The sequence below is a fragment of the Paenibacillus sp. P3E genome, from assembly GCF_001909045.1.
GTDB lineage: Bacteria > Bacillota > Bacilli > Paenibacillales > Paenibacillaceae > Paenibacillus_AQ > Paenibacillus_AQ helianthi.
The window spans coordinates 91,404-113,271 of record NZ_LVWH01000209.1 but is presented as its reverse complement, the minus strand read 5'-3'; the positions used below and the strand labels follow the sequence as shown (position 1 = coordinate 113,271).

At 52.8% G+C, this 21,868-nt stretch carries 20 protein-coding genes; all 20 read left to right on the top strand.

Annotation, left to right across the window (positions count from 1 at the left end; all coding sequences use genetic code 11):
* The first annotated feature begins 48 nt into the window (after positions 1 to 48).
* The 20 genes from A3842_RS26650 (at position 49) to glyS (ending at position 21,806) form a co-directional block, all read left to right on the top strand.
* Complete coding sequence (locus tag A3842_RS26650; protein WP_074103306.1) at positions 49 to 1,230, top strand: exonuclease SbcCD subunit D; 1,182 nt, start codon at positions 49 to 51, stop codon at positions 1,228 to 1,230.
* Between the two features lies 1 nt (position 1,231).
* A complete protein-coding gene (locus tag A3842_RS26645; RefSeq protein WP_074103305.1) occupies positions 1,232 to 4,828 on the top strand; it encodes an AAA family ATPase in 3,597 nt (1,198 codons plus the stop codon).
* A 554-nt stretch (positions 4,829 to 5,382) separates the two neighbouring features.
* Positions 5,383 to 5,742, top strand: coding sequence for a histidine triad nucleotide-binding protein (locus A3842_RS26640; RefSeq protein WP_074085707.1), 360 nt, complete (start codon positions 5,383 to 5,385; stop codon positions 5,740 to 5,742).
* A 141-nt stretch (positions 5,743 to 5,883) separates the two neighbouring features.
* Positions 5,884 to 6,057: a 30S ribosomal protein S21 gene (gene rpsU / locus A3842_RS26635; RefSeq protein WP_005547957.1), complete on the top strand. Its 174-nt coding sequence runs from the start codon at positions 5,884 to 5,886 to the stop codon at positions 6,055 to 6,057.
* A gap of 15 nt (positions 6,058 to 6,072) precedes the next feature.
* Positions 6,073 to 6,516, top strand: coding sequence for a GatB/YqeY domain-containing protein (locus A3842_RS26630; protein ID WP_074085706.1), 444 nt, complete (start codon positions 6,073 to 6,075; stop codon positions 6,514 to 6,516).
* Positions 6,517 to 6,731: 215 nt separating this feature from the next.
* Positions 6,732 to 8,117 carry an NfeD family protein gene (locus A3842_RS26625; RefSeq protein WP_074103304.1) on the top strand — a complete coding sequence of 462 codons (1,386 nt, stop codon included), beginning with the start codon at positions 6,732 to 6,734 and terminating at the stop codon, positions 8,115 to 8,117.
* 39 nt (positions 8,118 to 8,156) lie between these two features.
* Positions 8,157 to 9,158 (top strand): flotillin-like protein FloA, encoded by a 1,002-nt coding sequence (floA, locus tag A3842_RS26620; RefSeq protein WP_074085704.1) that lies wholly within the window; start codon positions 8,157 to 8,159, stop codon positions 9,156 to 9,158.
* 15 nt (positions 9,159 to 9,173) lie between these two features.
* The gene (locus A3842_RS26615; RefSeq protein WP_074103303.1) at positions 9,174 to 9,752 is read left to right on the top strand and encodes a hypothetical protein; all 579 of its coding nucleotides are present in this window, start codon (positions 9,174 to 9,176) and stop codon (positions 9,750 to 9,752) included.
* Between the two features lie 148 nt (positions 9,753 to 9,900).
* A complete protein-coding gene (gene yqfC / locus A3842_RS26610; RefSeq protein ID WP_074103302.1) occupies positions 9,901 to 10,194 on the top strand; it encodes a sporulation protein YqfC in 294 nt (97 codons plus the stop codon).
* A complete protein-coding gene (gene yqfD, locus A3842_RS26605) occupies positions 10,191 to 11,372 on the top strand; it encodes a sporulation protein YqfD (RefSeq protein ID WP_074103301.1) in 1,182 nt (393 codons plus the stop codon). The genes yqfC and yqfD overlap by 4 nt, the downstream gene beginning before the upstream one ends.
* Before the next feature lie 15 nt (positions 11,373 to 11,387).
* The gene (locus tag A3842_RS26600) at positions 11,388 to 12,359 is read left to right on the top strand and encodes a PhoH family protein (RefSeq protein ID WP_074085700.1); all 972 of its coding nucleotides are present in this window, start codon (positions 11,388 to 11,390) and stop codon (positions 12,357 to 12,359) included.
* Positions 12,360 to 12,376: 17 nt separating this feature from the next.
* Positions 12,377 to 14,632, top strand: coding sequence for an HD family phosphohydrolase (locus tag A3842_RS26595; RefSeq protein WP_074085699.1), 2,256 nt, complete (start codon positions 12,377 to 12,379; stop codon positions 14,630 to 14,632).
* Positions 14,629 to 15,126 carry an rRNA maturation RNase YbeY gene (ybeY, locus tag A3842_RS26590; RefSeq protein ID WP_074103300.1) on the top strand — a complete coding sequence of 166 codons (498 nt, stop codon included), beginning with the start codon at positions 14,629 to 14,631 and terminating at the stop codon, positions 15,124 to 15,126. Before A3842_RS26595 ends, ybeY begins: the two co-directional genes overlap by 4 nt.
* The gene (locus A3842_RS26585) at positions 15,126 to 15,521 is read left to right on the top strand and encodes a diacylglycerol kinase family protein (protein ID WP_074085697.1); all 396 of its coding nucleotides are present in this window, start codon (positions 15,126 to 15,128) and stop codon (positions 15,519 to 15,521) included. The genes ybeY and A3842_RS26585 overlap by 1 nt, the downstream gene beginning before the upstream one ends.
* 134 nt (positions 15,522 to 15,655) lie before the next feature.
* On the top strand, positions 15,656 to 16,075 hold the full coding sequence (cdd, locus tag A3842_RS26580; RefSeq protein ID WP_074085696.1) for a cytidine deaminase: 420 nt from the start codon (positions 15,656 to 15,658) through the stop codon (positions 16,073 to 16,075).
* 412 nt (positions 16,076 to 16,487) lie between these two features.
* Positions 16,488 to 17,381 (top strand): GTPase Era, encoded by an 894-nt coding sequence (gene era, locus A3842_RS26575; protein ID WP_074085695.1) that lies wholly within the window; start codon positions 16,488 to 16,490, stop codon positions 17,379 to 17,381.
* 119 nt (positions 17,382 to 17,500) lie between these two features.
* Positions 17,501 to 17,644 (top strand): YqzL family protein, encoded by a 144-nt coding sequence (locus tag A3842_RS26570; RefSeq protein WP_074103299.1) that lies wholly within the window; start codon positions 17,501 to 17,503, stop codon positions 17,642 to 17,644.
* A gap of 36 nt (positions 17,645 to 17,680) precedes the next feature.
* On the top strand, positions 17,681 to 18,436 hold the full coding sequence (gene recO, locus A3842_RS26565; RefSeq protein ID WP_074085693.1) for a DNA repair protein RecO: 756 nt from the start codon (positions 17,681 to 17,683) through the stop codon (positions 18,434 to 18,436).
* Positions 18,437 to 18,847: 411 nt separating this feature from the next.
* Entirely contained in the window at positions 18,848 to 19,735 is an 888-nt protein-coding gene (glyQ, locus tag A3842_RS26560) for a glycine--tRNA ligase subunit alpha (RefSeq protein ID WP_074085692.1), read from the top strand.
* Complete coding sequence (gene glyS, locus A3842_RS26555) at positions 19,728 to 21,806, top strand: glycine--tRNA ligase subunit beta (RefSeq protein WP_074103298.1); 2,079 nt, start codon at positions 19,728 to 19,730, stop codon at positions 21,804 to 21,806. Before glyQ ends, glyS begins: the two co-directional genes overlap by 8 nt.
* The last annotated feature ends 62 nt before the right edge of the window (positions 21,807 to 21,868 follow it).

Genomic DNA, 21,868 nt, shown 5'->3' with positions numbered 1-21,868 from the left:
TCTATCAATTGAGAAATACCGCATGAGGGCGGGGAAAAGAGGACGACAATGCGCATATTGCATACGGGGGACTGGCATCTGGGCCGGACGCTGGAAGGAAGAAGCCGGCAGAAGGAGCAGGAGCAGTTCATCGATGAGCTGGTAGAGATTGCCGATGATTCCCAGGCAGATCTTATTCTGATGGCGGGAGATGTCTATGATTCCGTGAATCCACCGGCAGCAGCAGAGCAGCTGTTCTACGATGCTGCCGCCAGACTTACGGCAAATGGCCGTCCGCTGGTGGTCATTTCCGGCAATCATGATCAGCCTGAGCGTGTAGCATCCGTATCCCCGCTAGTCCGCAGACAGGGCATTACACTGGTGGGTTTGCCTACCTCTGAGCCGGTGACGGTCCATGCCGTACGTACAGGAGAAATCGCCAAAATCGCTGCCCTTCCATATCCCTCCGAAGCCCGGCTGGGCGAACTGCTCGCCGGGGATAGCGGAGAAGATGAGCTTCGTCTTGCCTACAGCGCAAGGGTAGGCAGGCTGATGAACATGCTGGGGCGGGAATTCACACCTCATACGGTCAATTTGGCGATGAGTCATATCTATGTCCTGGGCGGGGTAGAGAGTGATTCGGAGCGTCCTATTCAGGTCGGCGGGGCGTACACCGTTGATCCCTCAGCGCTGTCATGCGGCGCACAATATACAGCCCTTGGGCATCTTCACCGTGCCCAGCATGTGAAAGGCGACGGCATGATCCGTTATAGCGGATCGCCTCTGGCCTACAGCTTCTCTGAAGCGGGTCAGGCCAAGTCCGTGGCATTGCTTGAGATTGCACCTGGCGGAGAACCTTCCTTTGAGGAAATCTATTTGCGCTGCGGCCGTCCTCTGGTGAACTGGAAGTCTTCCGGCGGGTTACAGGAAGTCTACAACTGGCTGGACGAAGGCCGGGATGCAACTGCTTTTATTGATCTGGAGCTCCGCCTGACGGAAGCGATGTCGCTGAATGATATCCAGCGGCTGCGCAAATCCAGAGAGGGGATCATCCATATTCGTCCGGTGTATCCGCAGATGGAGCAGGAGCTTGAGGAGATGGCCCGCTCGCGCATGCCGGTGCAGGAGCTGTTCCGGAGATTCTACCAGCGGCAGACCGGCGGGGCAGAGCCTGAGGACAGCCTGATTGAACTGTTCCTGGAGCTGGCGGAAGAAGAGCGGCGCGAGCCTGCGGAAGGGGAGGACAACTGAAGTGAAGCCAATTCTACTAAAGGTAGCCGGGCTGCAAAGCTATAGAGAGCAGCAGGAGATTGATTTTGCGAGTCTGACCGAGACAGGACTATTCGGTATTTTTGGGCCTACGGGAAGCGGCAAATCCAGTTTGCTGGACGCGATCACACTGGCCATGTATGGCAAAGTGGAACGGGCAGTGAACGGGACACAGGGAATCATGAACCATTCCGAGGACCAGCTTAGCGTGGCATTTACTTTTGAGCTAACTTCCTCAGCCGGCCCCCGCCGTTACCGGGTCGAACGGAAATTCAAGCGGACCGGGGACCAGTCCGTGAGCAATACAATCAGCCGTTTCATCGAGGTTGCGGATGACGGTGATCACGTGATGGCCGATAAGCTCGCAGATGTTACACGCTGTGTAGAGGAGCATATCGGACTTAAAATGGATGATTTCACCCGGGCCGTTGTGCTGCCGCAGGGTAAGTTTGCTGAGTTTCTGTCACTGCGCGGTGTAGACCGCAGACAAATGCTCCAGCGTCTTTTTCATCTGGAGCAGTATGGTGACGGGCTGGCGCTGAAGCTTAGCCGCCGGGTGAAGGAGAATGAGGCTGCGCTGCGCGCACTGGAGGCTGAGCAGCAGGGGCTGGGCAGTGCAGGCAAGGCGGATGTTGAGGCTGCTGAGCAGCGCCTGCAGGAAGCGGTCCTCCAGGCGGCAGATTGCCGCAAGCGGCTGGATGAGGCGGTGCTGCGGGCGGAACGCTATGCCCGCATCCGTGAGCTGCAGGACGAGCGATCCCGCCGTGAGGGTCAGCGGCAGGCTTTGCTTGCGCAGGAGGCAGATATCCTCCTGCTGGAGCAGAAGCTCGGCAAGGCTGACGAAGCCGAGAAGATGCTGCCCGCGCTGAAGGCCTGGCGCAGCGCTGAAGAGGCCTGGAAGAGCCGATTGGACCGTGCGGAGGGCCAGGAGGTGCAAGCCGCCGCAGCCGAGCGGCAGGCGGCGGAGCTGGCAGCGGCGGAAGCGGCGGCGCAGGCCGCGCTGGCCGCGGAGGAGCCCGCCCTCCGGCAGGGGGCGGATACCTACCGCCGCGCGCTCGAGCTGGAAGCTGAGCTGGGCGGACTGCGGCGCGAGCGCACAGCGGTGCTGGAGCGCCGCGATGAGGCCTCCCGCGGGCTCGCTGCCCGGCGGGAGAGCATGGCCCGGGAGCGTGAGCTTTTGGCCAAGGGCCAAAAGCGCCAGCAAGAGCTGCAGCAGAGCCTGCAGCCGCTGGCGGTCCGCTCCCAGGAGCGGCAGACGCTGCAGGAAGCCATGCAGCGTCTTCAGGGCCTGCGTTCCGCCTCCTCCCAGCGGGAGACAGCGGAACGGGAACGCGCCGAGCGCGCCGCGGTGCTCGCGGCGGCAGAGGCGCGGCTCGCCGCCGCCGGCGACCGGCGGCACTCGCTTGAGGCGCAGCGCGGCACGGGTATCGCCGCCGCAGCGCTGCACCTGGAAGAGCTGCGCGCCGGAGAGGCCGCAGCGGGAGCCGCCGCCGATCAGCTGGAGCTTCACGGAAGCACGCTTGCGGCGGCGCTCAAGGGCCAAGAGCGGCACCGGCTCTCTCTGTCGCTCGCCAGTGAACTGCAGGACGGGCAGCCGTGTCCGGTCTGCGGCAGCCAACATCACCCCACCCCTGCGCTGGCAGAGGACAGCGGGGAGCGGGAAGAGCTGGAGCGCCAGCTTGAGCAGTCCCGTGCGTTAGGCAGACGGGCGCTTGAAGCGCGTCATCTGTTTCGTAGCCTGCTGGAGCAGGATGTGACCTGGCTGGAGCAGGTGTACGGCGAAGGGGCAGCAGAATCCTTCGCAACACCTGCAGCTGCGGGGCTAGAACAAGGCAGCGCTATCGGCTCAGCCTCGTCTTGGACCTCGGCATCTTCAGATCGCCCTGTAGCCTCTGCTCCATCGGATCGTCTTGAAGCTCTTGCATCTTCAGATTGCCCTGTAGCCTCTGCTCTATCGGATCGCCCTGTAGCCCTGGCCACTCCATCTGGAGCTTCGGCTCCTGCCGGTCTCTCTGCCGATCCTGTTTCATTCAGCACTAATACAATTTCGGCTGAGCAGGCTTTGTCCGGATTGGAAACTGATTTTTCTGCGCTTAAAATCCGCTCCAGCGAGCTTCGCCGAAGTGCGGCAGAATGGCAGCGCTCCTTGCAGGAAGAGCAGCAGCTGACCCACAAGGAAGCAGCGGCGGCGGAAGCCGAAGCAGCTTGGGTGCAAGGCATTACAGCCAAGGCCGCGGATCTGGCACGGCAGCTGGATGAGCTCCATAACGAATGGACGCGGCTCTTTCCGGAGCTGGCTCCGGATGATGCGGAGCATGCCTACCGCGAAATGCAGAAGAAGGATGAGCAAGCTGAAGAAATCAGGGGACGGCTGGAGATCAGCGTCAAGTTCCTGGATGACAAGAGCACTTCCGTGCAGGTGTTTCAAGAGGAGATAGCTTCCTTAGACAAGGAACTGGCCCAGTGGAGCGCACAGCTGGAAGGCAAAGAGGCGCTGGAGAGCGAGAAGGAGCAGCGCCTCCTGGAGTGGACTGGCGGCAGGTCTGCTGCCGTTTTGCTAGCGGAATGCGAGCAGCGGCTACAGGCGCTGCAGGCGGGTCTGGACAGCAGCAGGCAGTCTCACCGGACAGCAGCGGAACAGGCACAGCATGCGGTGAAGGAAGCAGCTATCAGCCGCCAGGCGGCGGAGTCTGCCCGGGAGCATTATGCTGCGGCTGCCTCGTATTGGGAAGACAGTTTGAAGGCCTCGCTGTTTGCTTCAACCTTTGAGGTAGAAGGTGCGGCGCTCACCCCTGAAGAGCGGACAGGGGCAGTTGCCCGTGTGCGGGCCCATCGTGAAGGTGAAGCTGAAGTTACGCTGCAGCTGCGGAATATTGAAGAGAAGCTGGAAGGGGCTGTTCTAAGCGCAGAGGAATGGCAAGAGAGCCAGGAAACCCTGCGCAGATGCAAGGATGACGATGAGGCCGCTTTGCAGGGCCGGGCACGTGCTGAACGTGATCTGGAAGACTTGCAGCACCGCCACGTCCGATGGATGGAGCTTGAAGGGAAGCGTGCGGAGCATGCTGAGCTTCAAGACCGGCTGTCCAAGCTGCAGACCGTGCTGCGGGGAAACGCCTTTGTAGAATATATTGCGGAGGAGCAGCTCATGCAGGTATGTCAGGCAGCATCACAACGGCTTCGTTTCCTGAGCAAGCAGCGTTATGCGCTTGAGGTGGATTCCGGCGGCGGGTTTGTCATTCGTGATGACGGGAATGGCGGAGTAAGACGACCTGTATCCACCTTATCGGGCGGAGAAACGTTCCTGACCTCTTTGTCCCTGGCACTGGCGCTTTCGGCTCAGATCCAGCTGCGTGGGCAGTATCCGCTGCAATTCTTTTTCCTGGATGAAGGCTTCGGTACATTGGACCCGGATCTGCTCGACACAGTAATCACATCACTCGAAAGACTGCATAACGACCAGCTCTCCGTTGGGATCATCAGCCATGTTCCTGAGCTGAGGGCACGTCTGCCCCGCAAGCTCGTTATCGTTCCGGCAGAGCCGGGAGGCGGAGGTTCGAGGATTATTTTGGAAAAAATGTAATGCCTGATATACAATGTGATAACTGTCACAGATACAGTATCATACCCTTGTTATAATACAGCTAAGCCGACATCATTTTGAAACACCTCGGCGGACGTATGACCGGGAGTTTTGCTCCTTTTCATACGTCCGCCGCCGAATCAGCTTTTTGAGCTGATAGGGTGTTTCTTTTTTTTTGTCTTTTTTTCATGGCAGAAATGTATAACGAATTCCCAGCAATCTGTATCTATAACAGAGCTGATGATCTTCAAATTCCATGATTTATATAAAATGAGTTTGTGAATTTTCTATTATGGATCTGCTGTGACTACAGACAGTCCACATTCCTACTCCCTATGCTTCCACATTCTCCCACATTCTCCCTGAGCCAACTCCCCGTTGCCACCGTTATCGTCACTGTCACAGTCACCTGTCTTTCCCAATCCGCAATTATCCTGTATGATAAGAGACATAAAAATAATGATGCCGCGAAGTAAGCCATTCTCGAGCACGGATTAGCACAAGCTGGATTCACCTGCTGGCTTTTCACCACAACTATAGGAGGAAGCGTCCCGATGGAAACCGTGTTTAGCAAAATCATTGAAGGTTCGATACCTTCCAAGAAGGTATTCGAAAATGAACGGATTCTGGCTTTTTATGATATTGAGCCTGCAGCTCCGGTACATGTGCTGATTATTCCAAAGAAGTTCATAGCTTCCATGAATGACGTTGCACCTGAGGACCTGCCGCTAATCGGTGAGATTCATGCCGTGGCACAGCAAATTGCTGTCCAGCTTGGGATTGCAGACAGCGGATACCGCCTGATTAACAATTGCGGACCGGACAGCGGACAAGCCGTGCCTCATCTCCACTATCACTTGCTTGGCGGGGCCAAATTAGGCGCACTTGTCGGAAATTCGGCATCTCACGCCTGACAGATTTTAAATACGGAAATACCTGGCCGAAAAAAAGAATAACACGAAGGTTGACACCATATTTCGCTTTGACCTATAATGAAATTTGATGAACCGTGTTGTTATGCTCTTGGACGGTCTGGTCGGAGGGAGGGAAAACTGGTGTCTGAAACGAAAGTTCGCAAAAACGAGACAATTGATGCTGCACTTCGTCGCTTTAAACGTTCCATTGCTAAAGATGGTGTCTTGGCTGAGGTGAAGAAACGCAAGCATTATGAAAAGCCAAGCGTAAAGCGCAAGAAGAAGTCTGAGGCTGCTCGTAAGAGAAAGTTTTAGGAGGATTACCCACGCATGAATCTTAGCGAACGATTAAACGAAGATATGAAGCAAGCGATGAAGAGTAAGGACAAGTTCACACTCTCCACGATTCGAATGGTTCGTTCTACAATAAAGTATCTTGAAATAGATTTGAAGAGAACATTAGACGACAACGAAGTGCTTGATATCCTTAGTCGTGAAATCAAACAGCGCAAAGATGCCCTCCAAGAATTTGAATCAGCGGGTCGCGACGAGCTTGCCGCGAGTACGAAGGCAGAAATCGAGATTATCATGAAATACCTACCTGAACAGCTTTCCGAAGAAGAAATTAAAGTAATTGTACAGCAGACCATCCAGGAAACCGGTGCTTCTTCGAAAAGTGAAATGGGTAAGGTGATGAGCGCACTGATGCCTAAGGTAAAAGGTCGCGCCGATGGTAAACTCGTGAACCAGGCGGTTCTGCAATTTCTGCAATAATATAACGCTAGCACCCCTTTATTAAGGGGTGTTTTTCATTTTTTGGGGAATTTATGCATGTATAGGTTTATAAGATTATGATAGGGACACATTCTAAGAATAGACTTTGATGTGTCTCTTTTTATGCTGCATTCTTTAACTTCGTTTGAAACGCTTGTGTCTAAGGGGCGTACTATGCACTAAGAGCTGGAATTATGTGAAGAGGAGGTAGAACCTTGGACAGATTTCGTAAAATCGCGGTATCCAGTATTTCCTTTCTCCTATTACTGCTGCTGCTGCTGATACCGATAGCGGGTGTGGCAAGCGCAGATAAGGCTTCACCGCGTACATCAGCAGCTGCGCCTGTGTCCAAGAATGGGCCTGTATTTATCATTCCGGTAGATCAGGAAATTGAACGTGGGCTCCAGAGCTTTCTGGAGCGGGGATTCCAGGAGGCGGCAAACTACGGGGCTGTTCTGATTTTGCTGGAAATAGATACACCGGGCGGACTCGTGGATTCAGCCGAACAGATCGGCATGATGGTACGCGACAGTAAAATTCCGACTGTAGCCTATATCAGGGGGGATGCCGCTTCGGCAGGCAGCTACATTGCGCTGAACGCAGGAAATATCATTATGAAACCGGGCAGTATGATTGGTGCGGCTTCCCTGGTGGACGGCAGAGGAAATAGCGTGGAAGACGCTAAGATCACGTCCTATTGGAAATCAAAAATGGTCGGTGCCGCTGAGCTGAACGGGCGTGATCCGGAAATAGCTGCCGGGATGATGGATAAGAATATTGTCGTCAACAAGCCCGAGCTTGGTGTGAAAAAGGCACAGGGCGAGATTATCGCACTAAGCAGCGATGAAGCGCTCAAAGCCGGGTACGCAGACAGCATCGCAAGTACGCCTGAAGAAGCGATTACCTCACTGGGCTATTCCACAGACGACATTTTTCGCGTGGAGCATACCGGTGCGGAAAAAATGTCGCATTTTCTGACCAATCCGATTGTGATGACGATTCTGCTCTTCATCGGAATTGCGGGAATTGTCATTGAGATGCTGGTTCCGGGCTTTGGTGTTCCGGGGATTATCGGCACATTGGCCTTTGCGCTTTATTTCTTCGGTAATTACGTGGCGGGCTTTGCCGGTGCAGAGACCTGGCTGTTGTTCATTCTGGGACTTGTGATGCTGATTCTGGAGCTGTTTGTCCCGAGCTTTGGCATACTCGGTATCCTGGGCTCAGTACTCCTCGTAGCGGGCGTAGTAAGGGCTGCTTACAGCTATACCCATGCGTTGTTTAGTCTGGGCATTGCTTTTGCGGCAGCGGCAGTAGTCATTATTGCTGTGGCTGTCACTTTCAAGGAGCGGGGGATATGGAACCGGTTTATTCTGAAGGACAGCCTAACCAAAGAGCAGGGATTTGTGCCTGTACTGGAGAAGCTTAGTTTGGTTGGAGCCTCCGGTGTCAGTATAACACCGCTTCGTCCGGCAGGAACGGCCAGTCTGAATGGGGAGCGGGTGGATGTGGTCACCGAGGGCTCCTTTATTGACACAGGTGTTTCCATTTCGGTGATCAAGGTCGAAGGCGGACGAGTGGTTGTGAAGGAAGCCGCGAAATAAGAATTGTGAAATTACATTTTAACGGAGGTTGGAAGAGGTATGATTGAAGCGTCTACTATTACGATTTTGCTGATCGCGGTTGTTGTAATTGTTGTATTGAGTGTATTTTTCAGCTTTTTCCCGGTCATGTTATGGGTTTCAGCCTGGGCTGCCGGAGTGAAAATCAGTATTATTACCCTGGTGGCGATGAGACTCCGGCGGGTTACGCCAAGCCGGATCGTCAATCCGCTGATCAAGGCAACCAAGGCGGGGCTTGGCGTGAATATTAATCAGCTCGAAAGCCATTATCTGGCGGGCGGGAATGTAGACCGGGTTGTGAATGCGCTAATTGCCGCGCAGCGTGCAGACATTCCGCTGGAATTCACACGTGCCGCTGCAATCGATCTTGCTGGACGCGATGTGCTGCTGGCGGTGCAGATGAGTGTTAATCCGCGCGTGATCGAGACTCCGATTGTAGCCGCAGTAGCCAAGAACGGTATCGAGGTTAAGGTAAAAGCGAGAGTAACCGTACGCGCCAACATTGACCGCCTCGTCGGCGGTGCAGGTGAAGAAACCATTATCGCCCGTGTAGGGGAGGGGATCGTCACCACAGTAGGTTCAAGTGATTCCCATAAGGACGTGTTGGAGAATCCGGATTCCATCTCCCGGACTGTATTATCTAAGGGACTGGATTCGGGGACGGCTTTTGAAATTCTGTCCATAGATATCGCGGACATTGATGTAGGGAAGAATATTGGTGCCTATCTGCAGACCGAACAGGCTGAGGCAGATAAACGCATTGCCCAGGCCAAAGCAGAGGAGCGCAGAGCGATGGCTGTCGCCCATGAGCAGGAAATGAAGGCCCGTGTCGTTGAGATGAAAGCACTAGTAGTCGAGTCTGAGTCCAAAGTGCCGCTGGCTATGGCGGAAGCGCTGCGCTCTGGCAAACTTGGAGTTATGGATTATATGAATCTCAAAAATATCGAAGCTGACACCCAAATGCGCGGCTCGCTTGGCAAACTAAACGACGGTGATGACAACACCCGTCCAACCAATAAATAAGGGGATGTGAGTCCCATGGGCAGCTTGATTTATGTAGCAGCGATTATCATCATCGCAATCATTTCGAGTCTGAATAAGGCGGGTAAAAAGAAGGGGGACCCCGCTCCGCGCGGAGGAATGCCTACTTTTGGCAGTGGAGGTGGGAATCCCCTTCAACCTTCCGGGCGAACGCAGAGCAAGCCAAAAAATGAGCGCAGTGGTTTTCCTGTTCCCGGAGGCGATTCCCCTAACCTTAGCAGGCCTTTGGCTTCCTTCCCGGAAACGGGGGATGAGGCATCTCCGGCATGGCCGGAATCTGCAGAGTCGCCATCCCCCGATTACCAAACCGGTGAAGGTGTTTCTTTAGAGCAAGCCTGGGGAGACGGCGTACAAGTCCGTGCAGAGCGGATGGAGCGGGAGTTGAAACGCTTGGAATCGCAATTTACCGGGAGTGCGTCCACCGTGGGCTCTGGCAACGCCGGTAAACGGCCTGATGCCGTCCAGGAGGTTGACCGGGATTTCAGGGCAGACCGCAAGGCGCTGCAGGACGGTCTTCGATGGGCGGAAATACTGGGTCCCCCGCGATCGAGGCAGCCCCGTACTTTTCGCAGATAACCTATGAGCTTCGGATTCCTATGAGGAGTCCGGAGCTTTTTTGCTTCATGTTAACCTGCACTTGTTATTCGCTTCCCGAGTTCTTCTCATAAACAAAAGCGCTCCCGCATAAGGTGTACAGAAGGCAGGAAGGGGGAGAAGTCTACTTATGACCCGTATAGGCCGCAGGCTGCGGGGATGGACAAACGGGGTGCTGGATCTTCCGCAGGACGTACTGCAGGAGCTGCCCCGAATCACCCTGATCGGCAATAAAGAACTGTATATTGAGAACCATCGCGGTGTGCTGCATTTTTCCTCCGGGCAGCTGAAGCTGGCGTTAGTTAACGGTTCGCTGGAGATTTCCGGCGAGGGGCTGATGATACGCAATATATTAGGCCAGGAGCTGACGGTAGAGGGAGTTATCGGAGAAATCAGATATAAGGGAAGCGAGGAGAAATCATGAAGGAACCGCCTCTGTCATCACTGCGGGGGTTCGTTACACTGCATGTGACGGGACCGCAGGTGGAAAAGTTTATCAACGCCGTAACCGAAGCAGGAATCGTGATCTGGGACGTGAGGCCTGCCGGCAACGGTGCTTCTCTGAACCTGTTTCTGGATGACTTTTTTGTCCTTCGGCCGCTCTTGAAAAAGACAGGCTGCCGCTCGCGGGTCACAGCCAGATATGGACTGCCGTTCCGGGCGGCCAGGCTGTGGAAACGGAAGTTTTTTGCCGCAGGCGTGCTGCTGTTCGGAATTGGCCTGCTGCTGTTATCCTCGATGGTATGGACCATTCGAATTGAAGGCAACAACCGGATTGCTTCTGAGGATATCCTGCAGGCCGCACGACAAGAGGGGGTATACCCCTTCCAGTGGATTTGGCGAATGAATGATCCGGACAAGCTCTCCAAAGCGCTGACCTCAGAGCTTCCGGGTGTCTCCTGGGTAGGGGTGCAGCGGACTGGGACGAGCGTCAAAATCCAGATTGTGGAGTCCGACCAGCCGGAGAAAAAGCCTCTGCTCAGTCCGCGGCATCTGGTCAGCAGGACCGATGCAGTGGTCAGCGAAATCTACGCGGAGCAGGGCAGACCTGTAGTAAGCCGAAACACACGGGTTAAAAAAGGGCAGATATTGATCTCAGGCACACTGGGTGATGAAGAAAATATGGAATCTGTTGTTGCCAAAGGCGAGGTGAAAGGGCTCGTCTGGCATGAATACAATATAGAGGTACCGCTGAAAAGATCGGGAAGCTCCTATACTGGAGAACGGAAGGACCGCACCTATCTGGTGCTTGGCAAATGGGCGATTCAGCTGTGGGGATACGGTGTTTCCGGCTTTACAGAATCACGTACGCTTACGGAGCATGATCCGCTGACGTGGCGGTCATTCCAGCTGCCGCTGGGGCTGATGACCGAGAAGGAGATGGAGGTCCGTAGCACAACTGATACACTGACACCCGAGGCTGCGCGGCAAGAGGGGATAACGGGGGCGAAGAACGATATTTTGGCCCGTTACGGCACAGACAGCACCATAAAAAGTCAAAAAATTTTGCATGAGAAGAAAGACAATGGTAAAGTTTATATGAAAGTGCTCTTTGAAGTGGAAGAGAGAATCACGGAAGAACTTCCGATAGTAAACAACTGAGGAGAATGAGGCTACTTGTCAGAACAGACTGCAAGCATTCGTATATCTTTGCAAAATGCGGGAGAAGCGCAATCCCTGTTCGGCCCGCAGGATGGTTTTCTGAAAATAATCGAAAGTGAAATTCCTGCCGTGATTGACTCGCGTGAAGCTGAAATTACGGTTCGCGGAGCGGAGCGGGAAGTGGACATGCTGGAACAGCTGTTTGGTGTGCTGCTCTCCCTGATCCGCAGCGGCTACATACTCAGTGAACGGGATATTCAGTATGCGGTGGAGCTGGCCAAGGATTTCCGGGCCGACCAGCTGCTTGATTTGTTCAAAGGTGAAATCACGACCACCTTCCGTGGCAAACCTATCCGGGTCAAAACGATTGGCCAGAAGCATTACGTAACTACCATCAAAAAGCGGGACATCGTCTTCGGCATCGGTCCAGCTGGTACCGGCAAAACCTATCTTGCCGTTGTGCTGGCTGTTACAGCGCTGAAGGAAGGCTCCGTCAAACGTATAGTCCTTACACGCCCGGCTGTGGAAGCAGGAGAGAGCCTGGGCTTCCTTCCTGGCGATTTGCAGGAAAAGGTAGATCCGTACCTCCGTCCTCTTTACGATGCCTTATACGACGTTATGGGCCCCGATCAGGTCGCTAAGGCATTGGAACGTGGGTTGATTGAGATCGCTCCGCTTGCTTACATGCGCGGGCGTACGCTGGATGACTCCTTTATCATTCTCGACGAAGCCCAGAATACAACCCCGGAACAGATGAAAATGTTCCTGACCCGCCTTGGATTTGGCTCCAAGATGGTAATCACGGGGGATGTCACCCAGATCGACCTGCCGCGCGGCAAGAAATCGGGCCTGATCGAAGCCAAAGCGATTTTATCCGGCATTGATGAGCTGGGTTTTGTCTATTTCGCAGAACAGGATGTAGTCCGGCATTCCCTGGTACAGAAAATTATCGTCGCCTATGAACGCTCTGCCGAAAACCGCGAATAAAAAAGGGGACTGTCTTCATGGCCTCAAAGCAACCATCCAAATTAAGCGGATTTGTATACAGCAACAACGGCTGGAAGTATAGCGCGGTAACGCGCTATGCTCTTTTCCTGTTACTTGGGCTCATTTTCTACTTCAGCCTGTCGTCAGATCTGGTACCCAAGAAGTATGATATCAAAGAGGGAACCCACAGTGCCAAGGAAATCACAGCACCCAAGCAAATCCTAGACACCAAAGCCAAGCTTAAAGCCCAGGAAGAAGCGGCTGAGAATGTAACCAACCGTTATGCAATCATACCAATGAGAGCGGATAATCTCGTAACCTCCCTGCTCGACCGGATTGACCGGCTGAACCAGGATGATCTCATCTCGCAATCCGACAAAACGGCTATTTACCGGGAGGAGATTCCTCAGCGGGCCAATGATTTTATTTTGAATTTTGTGACCTCCAGCCGAAGTTCCGGTACCTATTCCGAACATCTGCTGGATGAAATGCAGTCAGTGATCAAGGATCAGACGTATGTTATTCCAGAAGAGACCTTTATCAAGATTCCGCGTCTGACCTCTCAGGATATTATCGAGATGAAGCCGGTTGCCCGGGATATCGTAACGAAACTAATGAACGATCAGATTACAGACGCCCAGTCTGCACGTGCCAAAGTGGCTGAACAGGTCAGCGTCAGTTCGCTTAGCCAGCGCACGGCCCGTGAGGTTGTGCAGGAACTGGTGCGGCTCGTGATTACAAGCAACAAGTTCTACGATGAGGATGCGACCAAAGAAGCCAAGGTACAGGCCCGGGAGAATACGCCTGATGTGTTCATTGAGCAAGGGGATGTACTTGTTGCCAAAGGGGAGCTAATCACTCCCGAGTTATATGCACTTCTGGATGACAACGGCCTGCTGAGCAACGAGGTTAATTATTGGCCGCAATTTGGTCTGCTGCTTCTTTCGGCTATGTTATCCTTTGGCCTTTTGACCTTCATCCGTTATAACGGGGGAACCTCCGGCTTTAAGTACAATAACTCCCAGCTGCTGATGCTGGTGCTGGTATTCATAATTACGATAATTACGATGAAGCTGGCTGCGTTCCTGCAGACAGATGTACGTTCTTATGTCGGTTTTCTGGCCCCGGTTGCTATTGGTGCAATGTTAATCACCATGCTGCTGGATATGACCCTGGCATACTTTTGTTCCATTTTGATCAGTATACTTGCCAGCATCATCCTAAATGTGCAGCAGAACACCGTATTTGATTTCACCTTCGGGTTCTTTGCACTTATCGTTTGTTATGTCGCCATCTTTGCCACACACCGCGCGGGACAGCGTTCCACGCTCCTCAAAGGCGGGATCATGGTATCCTTGTTCGGCTGCTTGACTGTATTTATGCTTACGGTGCTTGGCGGAGGCGTCTGGAATCAGACGCAGACGCTCTATGCGATTGGCTTCTCTTTTGCCAGCGGTCTGCTGACTGCCGTGCTGGTTATCGGTCTGATGCCTTTCTTCGAGGCTACCTTCGGTATCCTGTCGGCGCTGAAGCTCGTCGAACTGTCCAACCCGAACCATCCCCTGCTGCGCAAGCTGCTTACGGAAACGCCAGGTACTTATCATCACAGCGTGATGGTCGGCAACCTGTCGGAAGCGGCGGCGGAGGCTATTGGAGCAGATGGACTGCTCTGCCGGGTCGGCTCCTATTATCATGATATTGGCAAGACCAAACGGCCGTTTTATTTCATAGAGAACCAGAACAACATGGAGAATCCACATGATTCGATCGAGCCGATGCTCAGTAAATCAATCATTGTGGCGCATGCAAGGGATGGGGTGGAAATGCAGAAGGAGTACAAGCTGCCGAAGCCAATCCGCGATATTGCTGAACAGCATCACGGCACAACATTCCTGCATTATTTTTACCACAAGGCACTGAAGCTGGCTGAGGAAAAGGGGGTGGAGCCCGATTTCACCGAAGAGGACTTCCGGTACCCCGGACCGAAGGCACAGTCCAAAGAATCCGCCGTGGTCGGAATCGCCGACAGTGTGGAAGCCGCCGTCCGCTCGCTCCGCAAACCTACAGTTGTGCAGGTGGAGACGATGATTGAGAAAATCATCAAGAGCCGCCTGGACGATCATCAGTTCGATGAATGCGACCTCACGATCAAGGAGCTCGATATTATCGCGCGGACACTGAAAGAGACGGTAATGGGGATTTTTCACTCACGGATTGAATATCCCGAGGATGTGAAAAAACCGAAAAAAGAGGAAGGGGCCGTAACAACATGAGTTTAGCAATCGTTTGGAACAACGAGCAGGAAGAGCATCTTATAAGCGATGAGCTGATCACCCTACTGGAGAATATTCTGCAAAAGGCAGGACAAATGGAAGGGATTGACGAAGGCGAAGTGGATCTTACTTTTGTCAATAATGAGCGTATTCACGAATTGAATATGGAGTACAGGGGGATCGACCGTCCGACGGATGTACTCTCCTTTGCCATGAACGAAACCGGAGAAGATGAGCCGGAAATTATATATGTTTCCCAGGACAATGGGGAAGGAGATGATGTGCCTTATGTTCTGGGCGACATCATTATCTCTGTGACCCGGGCGCAAGAGCAGGCGCTGGAATATGGACATTCCCTGGAACGCGAGCTTGGTTTCCTGTTTGTCCACGGTTTCCTGCACTTGCTGGGCTATGATCATCAGGATGAGGCTTCGGAGGCTGAAATGATGTCCAAGCAGGAGCAAGTGCTGGTCCAGGTCGGGTTGACCCGCTAATGGTCAAGAATACAGCGGTAGGCCATAAAAAGTTCTGGCACTCTTTTCGATTTGCTGCGCATGGCATTGCTTCGGCGTTCAAATCCGAGCTGAATATGAAGGTGCACAGCACTTTAGCTGCATTGGTGCTTGTTGCCGCTGTTCTATTCAGACTTCCCCTGTCCAGCTGGATGCTGCTGTTGCTTGTGATTACGCTCGTTTTGACCGCTGAGCTGCTGAATACCGCCATTGAGGCGACGATTGATCTGGTCTCCCCTGAGATACATCCCTTGGCTAAAAAGGCGAAGGATACCGCCGCAGGTGCTGTACTGCTCACGGCGGTCTTTGCGGTCATCGCCGGAATCTATGTGTTTTATCATCCTGTGATGGACTGGATCACCGGACTTATGTCATAATCAGTGTACAACTTGAGCTTATGGGAGAGGCGGACCCGCGTTTTGCGCTCCGTCTTTCATTGTCTTTACTTCAAAGCCAGTTTGTACGAAGTTATTCAGTGAAGTAATCCTAACAAACTCTTAGGAGGACAACTATGGAATCTGCCCTACTCTTACAAGAAGCGATCAAAGCTCGGGCCAATGCCTATATCCCCTACTCCCGTTTCGGTGTCGGTGCAGCATTGCTGGACCAGGACGGCCACGTGCATCATGGCTGCAATGTTGAGAATGCCGCCTTTGGGCCGACAAACTGTGCCGAACGGACTGCGCTTTTCCGCGCCATTGCGGACGGCCACAAGGCTGGAAGCTTCAAAGCGATCGCAGTCATTGCGGATACAGACGGACCAGTATCGCCTTGCGGCGTCTGCCGCCAAGTGATGGTAGAGTTATGCCCTCCAGATATGAAGGTCATTCTCGGCAACCTGAAGGGTGACATTCAGGAAACCACGGTGCGGGATTTGCTTCCGGGCGCGTTTGGACCCGCCGATCTGGAGCAGGGCCAGGCTCCCGAGTGAGCCGGGAATTACGGATCGATTCAGGGACTTACTAAGCGTATGCTACACTTCTTACAGCAGAGTTCGAGAATACAATAGATTGGTTAATCAGCCTTTTAAATGCGAATTCTAATGGGCAAAGTGCAGCAGAATAAGAATTGAGCTTCAAATGAACAGAAGTATTCATTCAGCACTTTAGTAAATTTGTTCCACAGTCAAGCGTGTTCCCGTAGGGAACTTAAGCGCTCCACCCTCTATCCCTTATTCCCATACGCCTACAGTTACTGCCACGCCCATTTCAGGGTGTCCAGAGGGCCGGGGCCCTTGGGGTCCCCCTTGGCTAAGGGGGATTTAGGGGGATCGAAACGCCTTTAGGGGGATCGAAAAAGCTTTTGCAAAAGGGTTAACTCATGAATTCAGGAAGGAAGATCATATGAAATTCAAATCAGGGTTTGTCGCCATTATCGGCAGACCGAACGTAGGCAAATCGACACTCATGAACCAGGTGATCGGACAGAAGATCGCCATCATGTCGGACAAGCCGCAGACAACCAGAAACAAAATACACGGGGTATACACCGCTAATAATTCGCAGATCGTATTCCTGGACACGCCGGGTATTCATAAAAGACAGTCTAAGCTGGGCGACTATATGAATCAGACGGCGATGAGCACACTGCATGAGGTAGAAGCTGTGCTGTTCCTGGTGGACGCTTCCGAAGGCATGGGCGGTGGTGACCGCTATATTGCCGAGCAGCTGAACGGAATCAAGACGCCGGTCATTCTCGTGATGAATAAAATTGACAAAATCGAGCCGGAAGCTCTCCTTCCGATGATCACCGAATACAACAAGCTGCATGAGTTCGCTGAAATTGTACCGATTTCAGCCAAGCTCGGCAGTAACGTGAATACACTGCTGGATCAGGTGGCAAAATATCTGCCGGAAGGCCCGCAGTATTATCCCGATGATCAGATTACCGACCATCCGGAGCAATTCGTCTGTGCGGAATTGATCCGTGAGAAAATCCTGCATCTGACCCGCGAGGAAGTGCCGCATTCCATCGCGGTTGCGATTGAGGACATGCGTGTCGAATCCAATGGCGTTGTACATGTTTCGGCTGTCATTTTTGTCGAGCGTGATTCCCAGAAGGGGATTATTATCGGCAAGCAGGGTGCTCTGTTAAAAGAAGTGGGCAGACGGGCCCGTACGGATATCGAGAACCTGCTGGGTTCGAAGATTTTTCTGGAGCTGTGGGTAAAAGTGAAAAAAGACTGGCGTAACCAGGACCGCGTTCTGCGTGATTTGGGCTTCCACAAAGACCTTTAAGATCCGCATCTGCGGCTTTTTTGAAATATACTTGGCAGGAATTGCAAGGATAGATCCTGGCCTATCGCACATCCTATTTCTGAAGAGACATCGTGTTTCCGAAGAAAGGATGAATACGAATGCGAGACTTTTCGTGGAAGTATTTTGCAATGACTGGAGATGTCGATGCTTATCTGCTGTACAAAGAAGCCGTAGATCCGCTTAGTGGCAGTATAGAGCTGCCCGCGGAGGAAGAGAAGGTCCTTGATGAAGAAGCACAATAAGGACTGGTTGCTTGCCGAGTGGTTGGGGGAAGAGGCATGCTATACAGGGTGGAAGGGATCGTCATCCGCAGCATGGACTACGGCGAGGGGAACGCGATTATTACGCTTTGCACCGAGAACGCCGGCAAAGTAGGCGTTCTTGTGCGTGGTGCCAAAAAGGTTAAAAGCCGCCATGCTGCCTTGATCCAGCTGTTCACTACCGGAGAATTTGTGTTTTTCCGCAACAATGGGGGACTCGGAACACTGAATGCCGGGGAGATTACGAAGTCTCACCATCCGCTTCGTGAGGATCTGGTTAAAGCGGCCTATGCTTCATATGCCTGTGAGCTGCTCGACCGTGTGCTCCATGATGAGGAAACCGGCAGCTTCTGGTACCGGCAGCTCTCGGCTTGTTTGAATGCAATCGAGGAAGACAAAGAACCAGGTATCATTACTAATGTTTTTGAAATGAAAGTTCTGCAGGCAGCAGGCTATGGCCCGCAGCTGGATCATTGTATTGTTTGCAGCTTGGACAAGCCTGACGAGGAACTCCGGCTCAGCCCCCGCCTCGGCGGTGTCCTCTGCCGCAGTTGCAGGCATAATGATCCTCCGGCAATGGAGGTCTCCCCCCGTGCACTCAAGCTGCTGCGTTTATTCGCTGCTCTTGATCTGACACGGCTCGGCAGCGTAGATGTGAAGGAAGAGACACGGGCTGAACTCAAAAAGATTATGCGGGCCTTTATGGACCATCAGCTGGGGCTGAAGCTGAAGTCGCAGAATTTTCTGGATCAGCTTGATAAATACAAGATTTGACGAAATGCAAAAAATCCGTTACTATAGGTTCAGTTTCTTTTATAGTTGCGCCGTTGTAGCTCCTAACATGGAGTAACGTGCAGTGATCGGGAAAGTAATGAGCATCTTGTCGCTTAAGCGAGCCGGGGGTAGTGGAAGCCTGGCGGGACAACGTTCATGAACATGGCACCCGGGAGTACGCAAGCGGCCAAATGAAAGTGGATTTCGTCTTTATTGATGAGATCAAGTAGGGTGGAACCGCGGGAGTAATTTCAAGCTCTCGTCCCTATGTCTGTATATCAGGCATGGGGGCGGGAGCTTTTTTGCCTTGTGATGAGCAAGGATAGAAAAGTGACGCCTCCATCGCACAGCAGGCAAGATGACCCATGGCAAGAGGCGCAGTTAAACTTGTGAAGCGAAGGAGTCGGTAGTATGAATTTTCAGCAGATGATTTTGACGCTGCAGCAGTTCTGGTCTGCACAGAACTGTATTCTCGTCCAGCCGTATGATACGGAAAAAGGAGCAGGAACGATGAACCCTATGACCTTCCTGCGTTCGCTCGGACCAGAGCCGTGGAAGGTTGCTTATGTGGAACCTTCACGCCGTCCGTCAGACGGACGTTACGGGGAGAACCCGAACCGCCTGTATCAGCACCACCAGTTCCAGGTGATTATCAAGCCTTCGCCCGACAATATCCAGGAGCTGTATCTGGACAGTCTGAAGGCACTTGGGGTAGATCCACTTCTCAATGACATCCGTTTTGTAGAAGACAACTGGGAGAATCCGTCGCTGGGCTGCGCAGGCCTCGGCTGGGAAGTATGGCTGAACGGCGAGGAGGTTACACAGTTTACCTACTTCCAGCAAGTCGGAGGAATCGAGACCAAACCGGTTGCGGTTGAGATCACTTACGGGATGGAACGGCTGGCCTCCAACATCATGAAGAAAGAAAATGTGTTTGATCTGGAATGGGTGGACGGCATGACCTATGGTGATGTATTCCATCAGCCGGAGGTTGAGCACTCGACCTATACCTTTGAAGTCTCCGATGTCAAAATGCTGTTCACACTTTTTAATACCTACGAAGAGGAAGCACGCAGAGCAATGGAGCGTCATCTGGTGTTTCCGGCTTACGATTATGTGCTGAAATGCTCGCATACCTTTAATCTTCTGGATGCGCGCGGAGCCATCAGTGTAACCGAACGAACAGGATTTATTACCAGAGTCCGCAATCTTGCCCGCACCGTAGCGGCAACATATCTGGAGGAACGTGAGAAGCTTGGCTTCCCGCTGCTGAAGAAAGAAGGTGTTGATCTTGTCTAAAGATATATTGTTCGAGATCGGTCTGGAAGAGGTTCCCGCACGCTTTATCCGTGCTGCTATGGAGCAGCTTCAGGACAGAACATCTAAATGGCTGGAAGCTTCACGCATTTCCTATGGCGGAGTCAGCGCATATGCAACACCGCGGCGTCTTACGGTTTTGGTGAAAGATGTTGCCGAGAGACAAGAAGATATTAGCGAAGAGGTGAAGGGGCCTTCACGCAAAATCGCGCTTGACGCCAGCGGCGAGTGGAGCAAGGCGGCACTCGGCTTTGCCCGTAGCCAGGGGGTATCCCCGGAGCAGTTAACCTTCAAAGAGTTGGCCGGAGTGGAATATATCTACGCCACCAAAAACAGTGTCGGTGTAAATACCTCCTCGCTGTTGTCTGAAGGACTCAGCAGCATTGTCAACTCGATGACCTTTCCCAAAAATATGCGCTGGGGAGCGTATGATTTCAAATTCGTCCGTCCGATCCGCTGGTTGGTTGCCCTGTTCGGTCAAGAGATTATCGATCTTGAAATCACCGGTGTCAAAGCCGGAAATGTAAGCCGGGGACACCGGTTCCTGGGAACCGAAACAGTCATCGCCGAGCCGTCACAGTATGTGGAGACTATGCGCAGCCAACATGTACTGGTGGATGTGAAGGAACGTGAAGAACTGATTCTGAACCAGATCCACAAGCTGGCTGAAGAAAAGAACTGGACCATCGCGATCAAGGAGGACTTGCTGGAAGAAGTATTGTTCCTCGTAGAAACTCCGACCGTCTTGTTCGGTACGTTTGATGCTTCCTTCCTGAACATTCCTCAGGAGGTGCTGATCACCTCGATGCGTGAGCATCAGCGTTATTTCCCGGTTTTTGACGCGTCAGGTACGCTTCTGCCATTCTTTGTGACTGTTCGCAATGGTAATGCCCAGTCGCTGGACGTGATCGCCAAGGGAAATGAGAAGGTGCTGCGTGCCCGCCTTTCGGATGCGAAGTTCTTTTATGGAGAGGATCAGAAGCTGCAGATCAGTGATGCGTTGGCCAAGCTTGAAAACATCGTGTATCACGAAGAGCTCGGCAGTGTCGGAGATAAGGTTCGCCGGATACGGGCCATCTCTGATCGTTTGGCCACTAAGCTTGCACTAATCCAGACAACAGCTGCTGAAGTAAGCCGGACTGCCGATATTTGCAAATTCGATCTGGTTACACAGATGGTCTATGAATTCCCTGAGCTTCAAGGCACCATGGGTGAGGATTATGCGCGCAAGGCGGGTGAACCTGAAGCGGTTGCCAGAGGGATCTTCGAACACTATCAGCCACGGTTCGCAGGCGATGCGGTCCCTGCCTCTGAAGTAGGAATGATTGTCAGCCTTGCGGATAAAATCGATACCATTGTCGGCTGCTTTTCGATCGGTATTATCCCGACAGGTTCACAGGACCCGTATGCACTTCGCCGCCAGGCGGCAGGTATTGTGCAGATCGTACTTGAGCATAAGCTGGCCATCTCTTTGCAGGAAATTTTTGATGCGGCGGTGGATGTGCATGAAAATTTACGCAAAGAGAAACATTTTACCCAAGACCTGCGTATAAACCTTTACGAGTTCTTCGGACTGCGAGTGAAACGTCTGTTATCCGACAATGTGCGCTATGATGTTGTGGATGCGGTGATTGCTGCAGGTTTTGATGATATCGTGGCTGTAGTAGGCAGAAGCCGTGCGCTTATGGATACTGTGAATGGTCAGGCTGATTTCAAAATCACCGTAGATTCACTGACACGGGTAAGCAATTTGGCAGCCAAAGCGGCTGAAGGAACCAGCGTAGATCCTACTTTGCTGAAGGAAGAAGCGGAGCTCACGCTTTATGAAACTTGGCAGGCTATACACACGCCGTACCAGGAAGCGCTGAGTGCCAGAAATGCAGAGGAAGCATTGCGGATTCTGTCCGGTCTGAAGGATGCAGTTACCGGGTTTTTCGATTCCGTAATGGTCATGGCCGAGGACGAACAGATTCGTGCGAACCGTCTGGCGCTGCTGGCTGGTATTGATGCGGACTCCAAAGCCTTTGCCGATTTCGGTAAGCTGGTGTGGTAATCTCTTCCTGAGAAGACCCGTATGTCTGTATCGGAACCGAAAAAATGTACAACTTTGTGCAG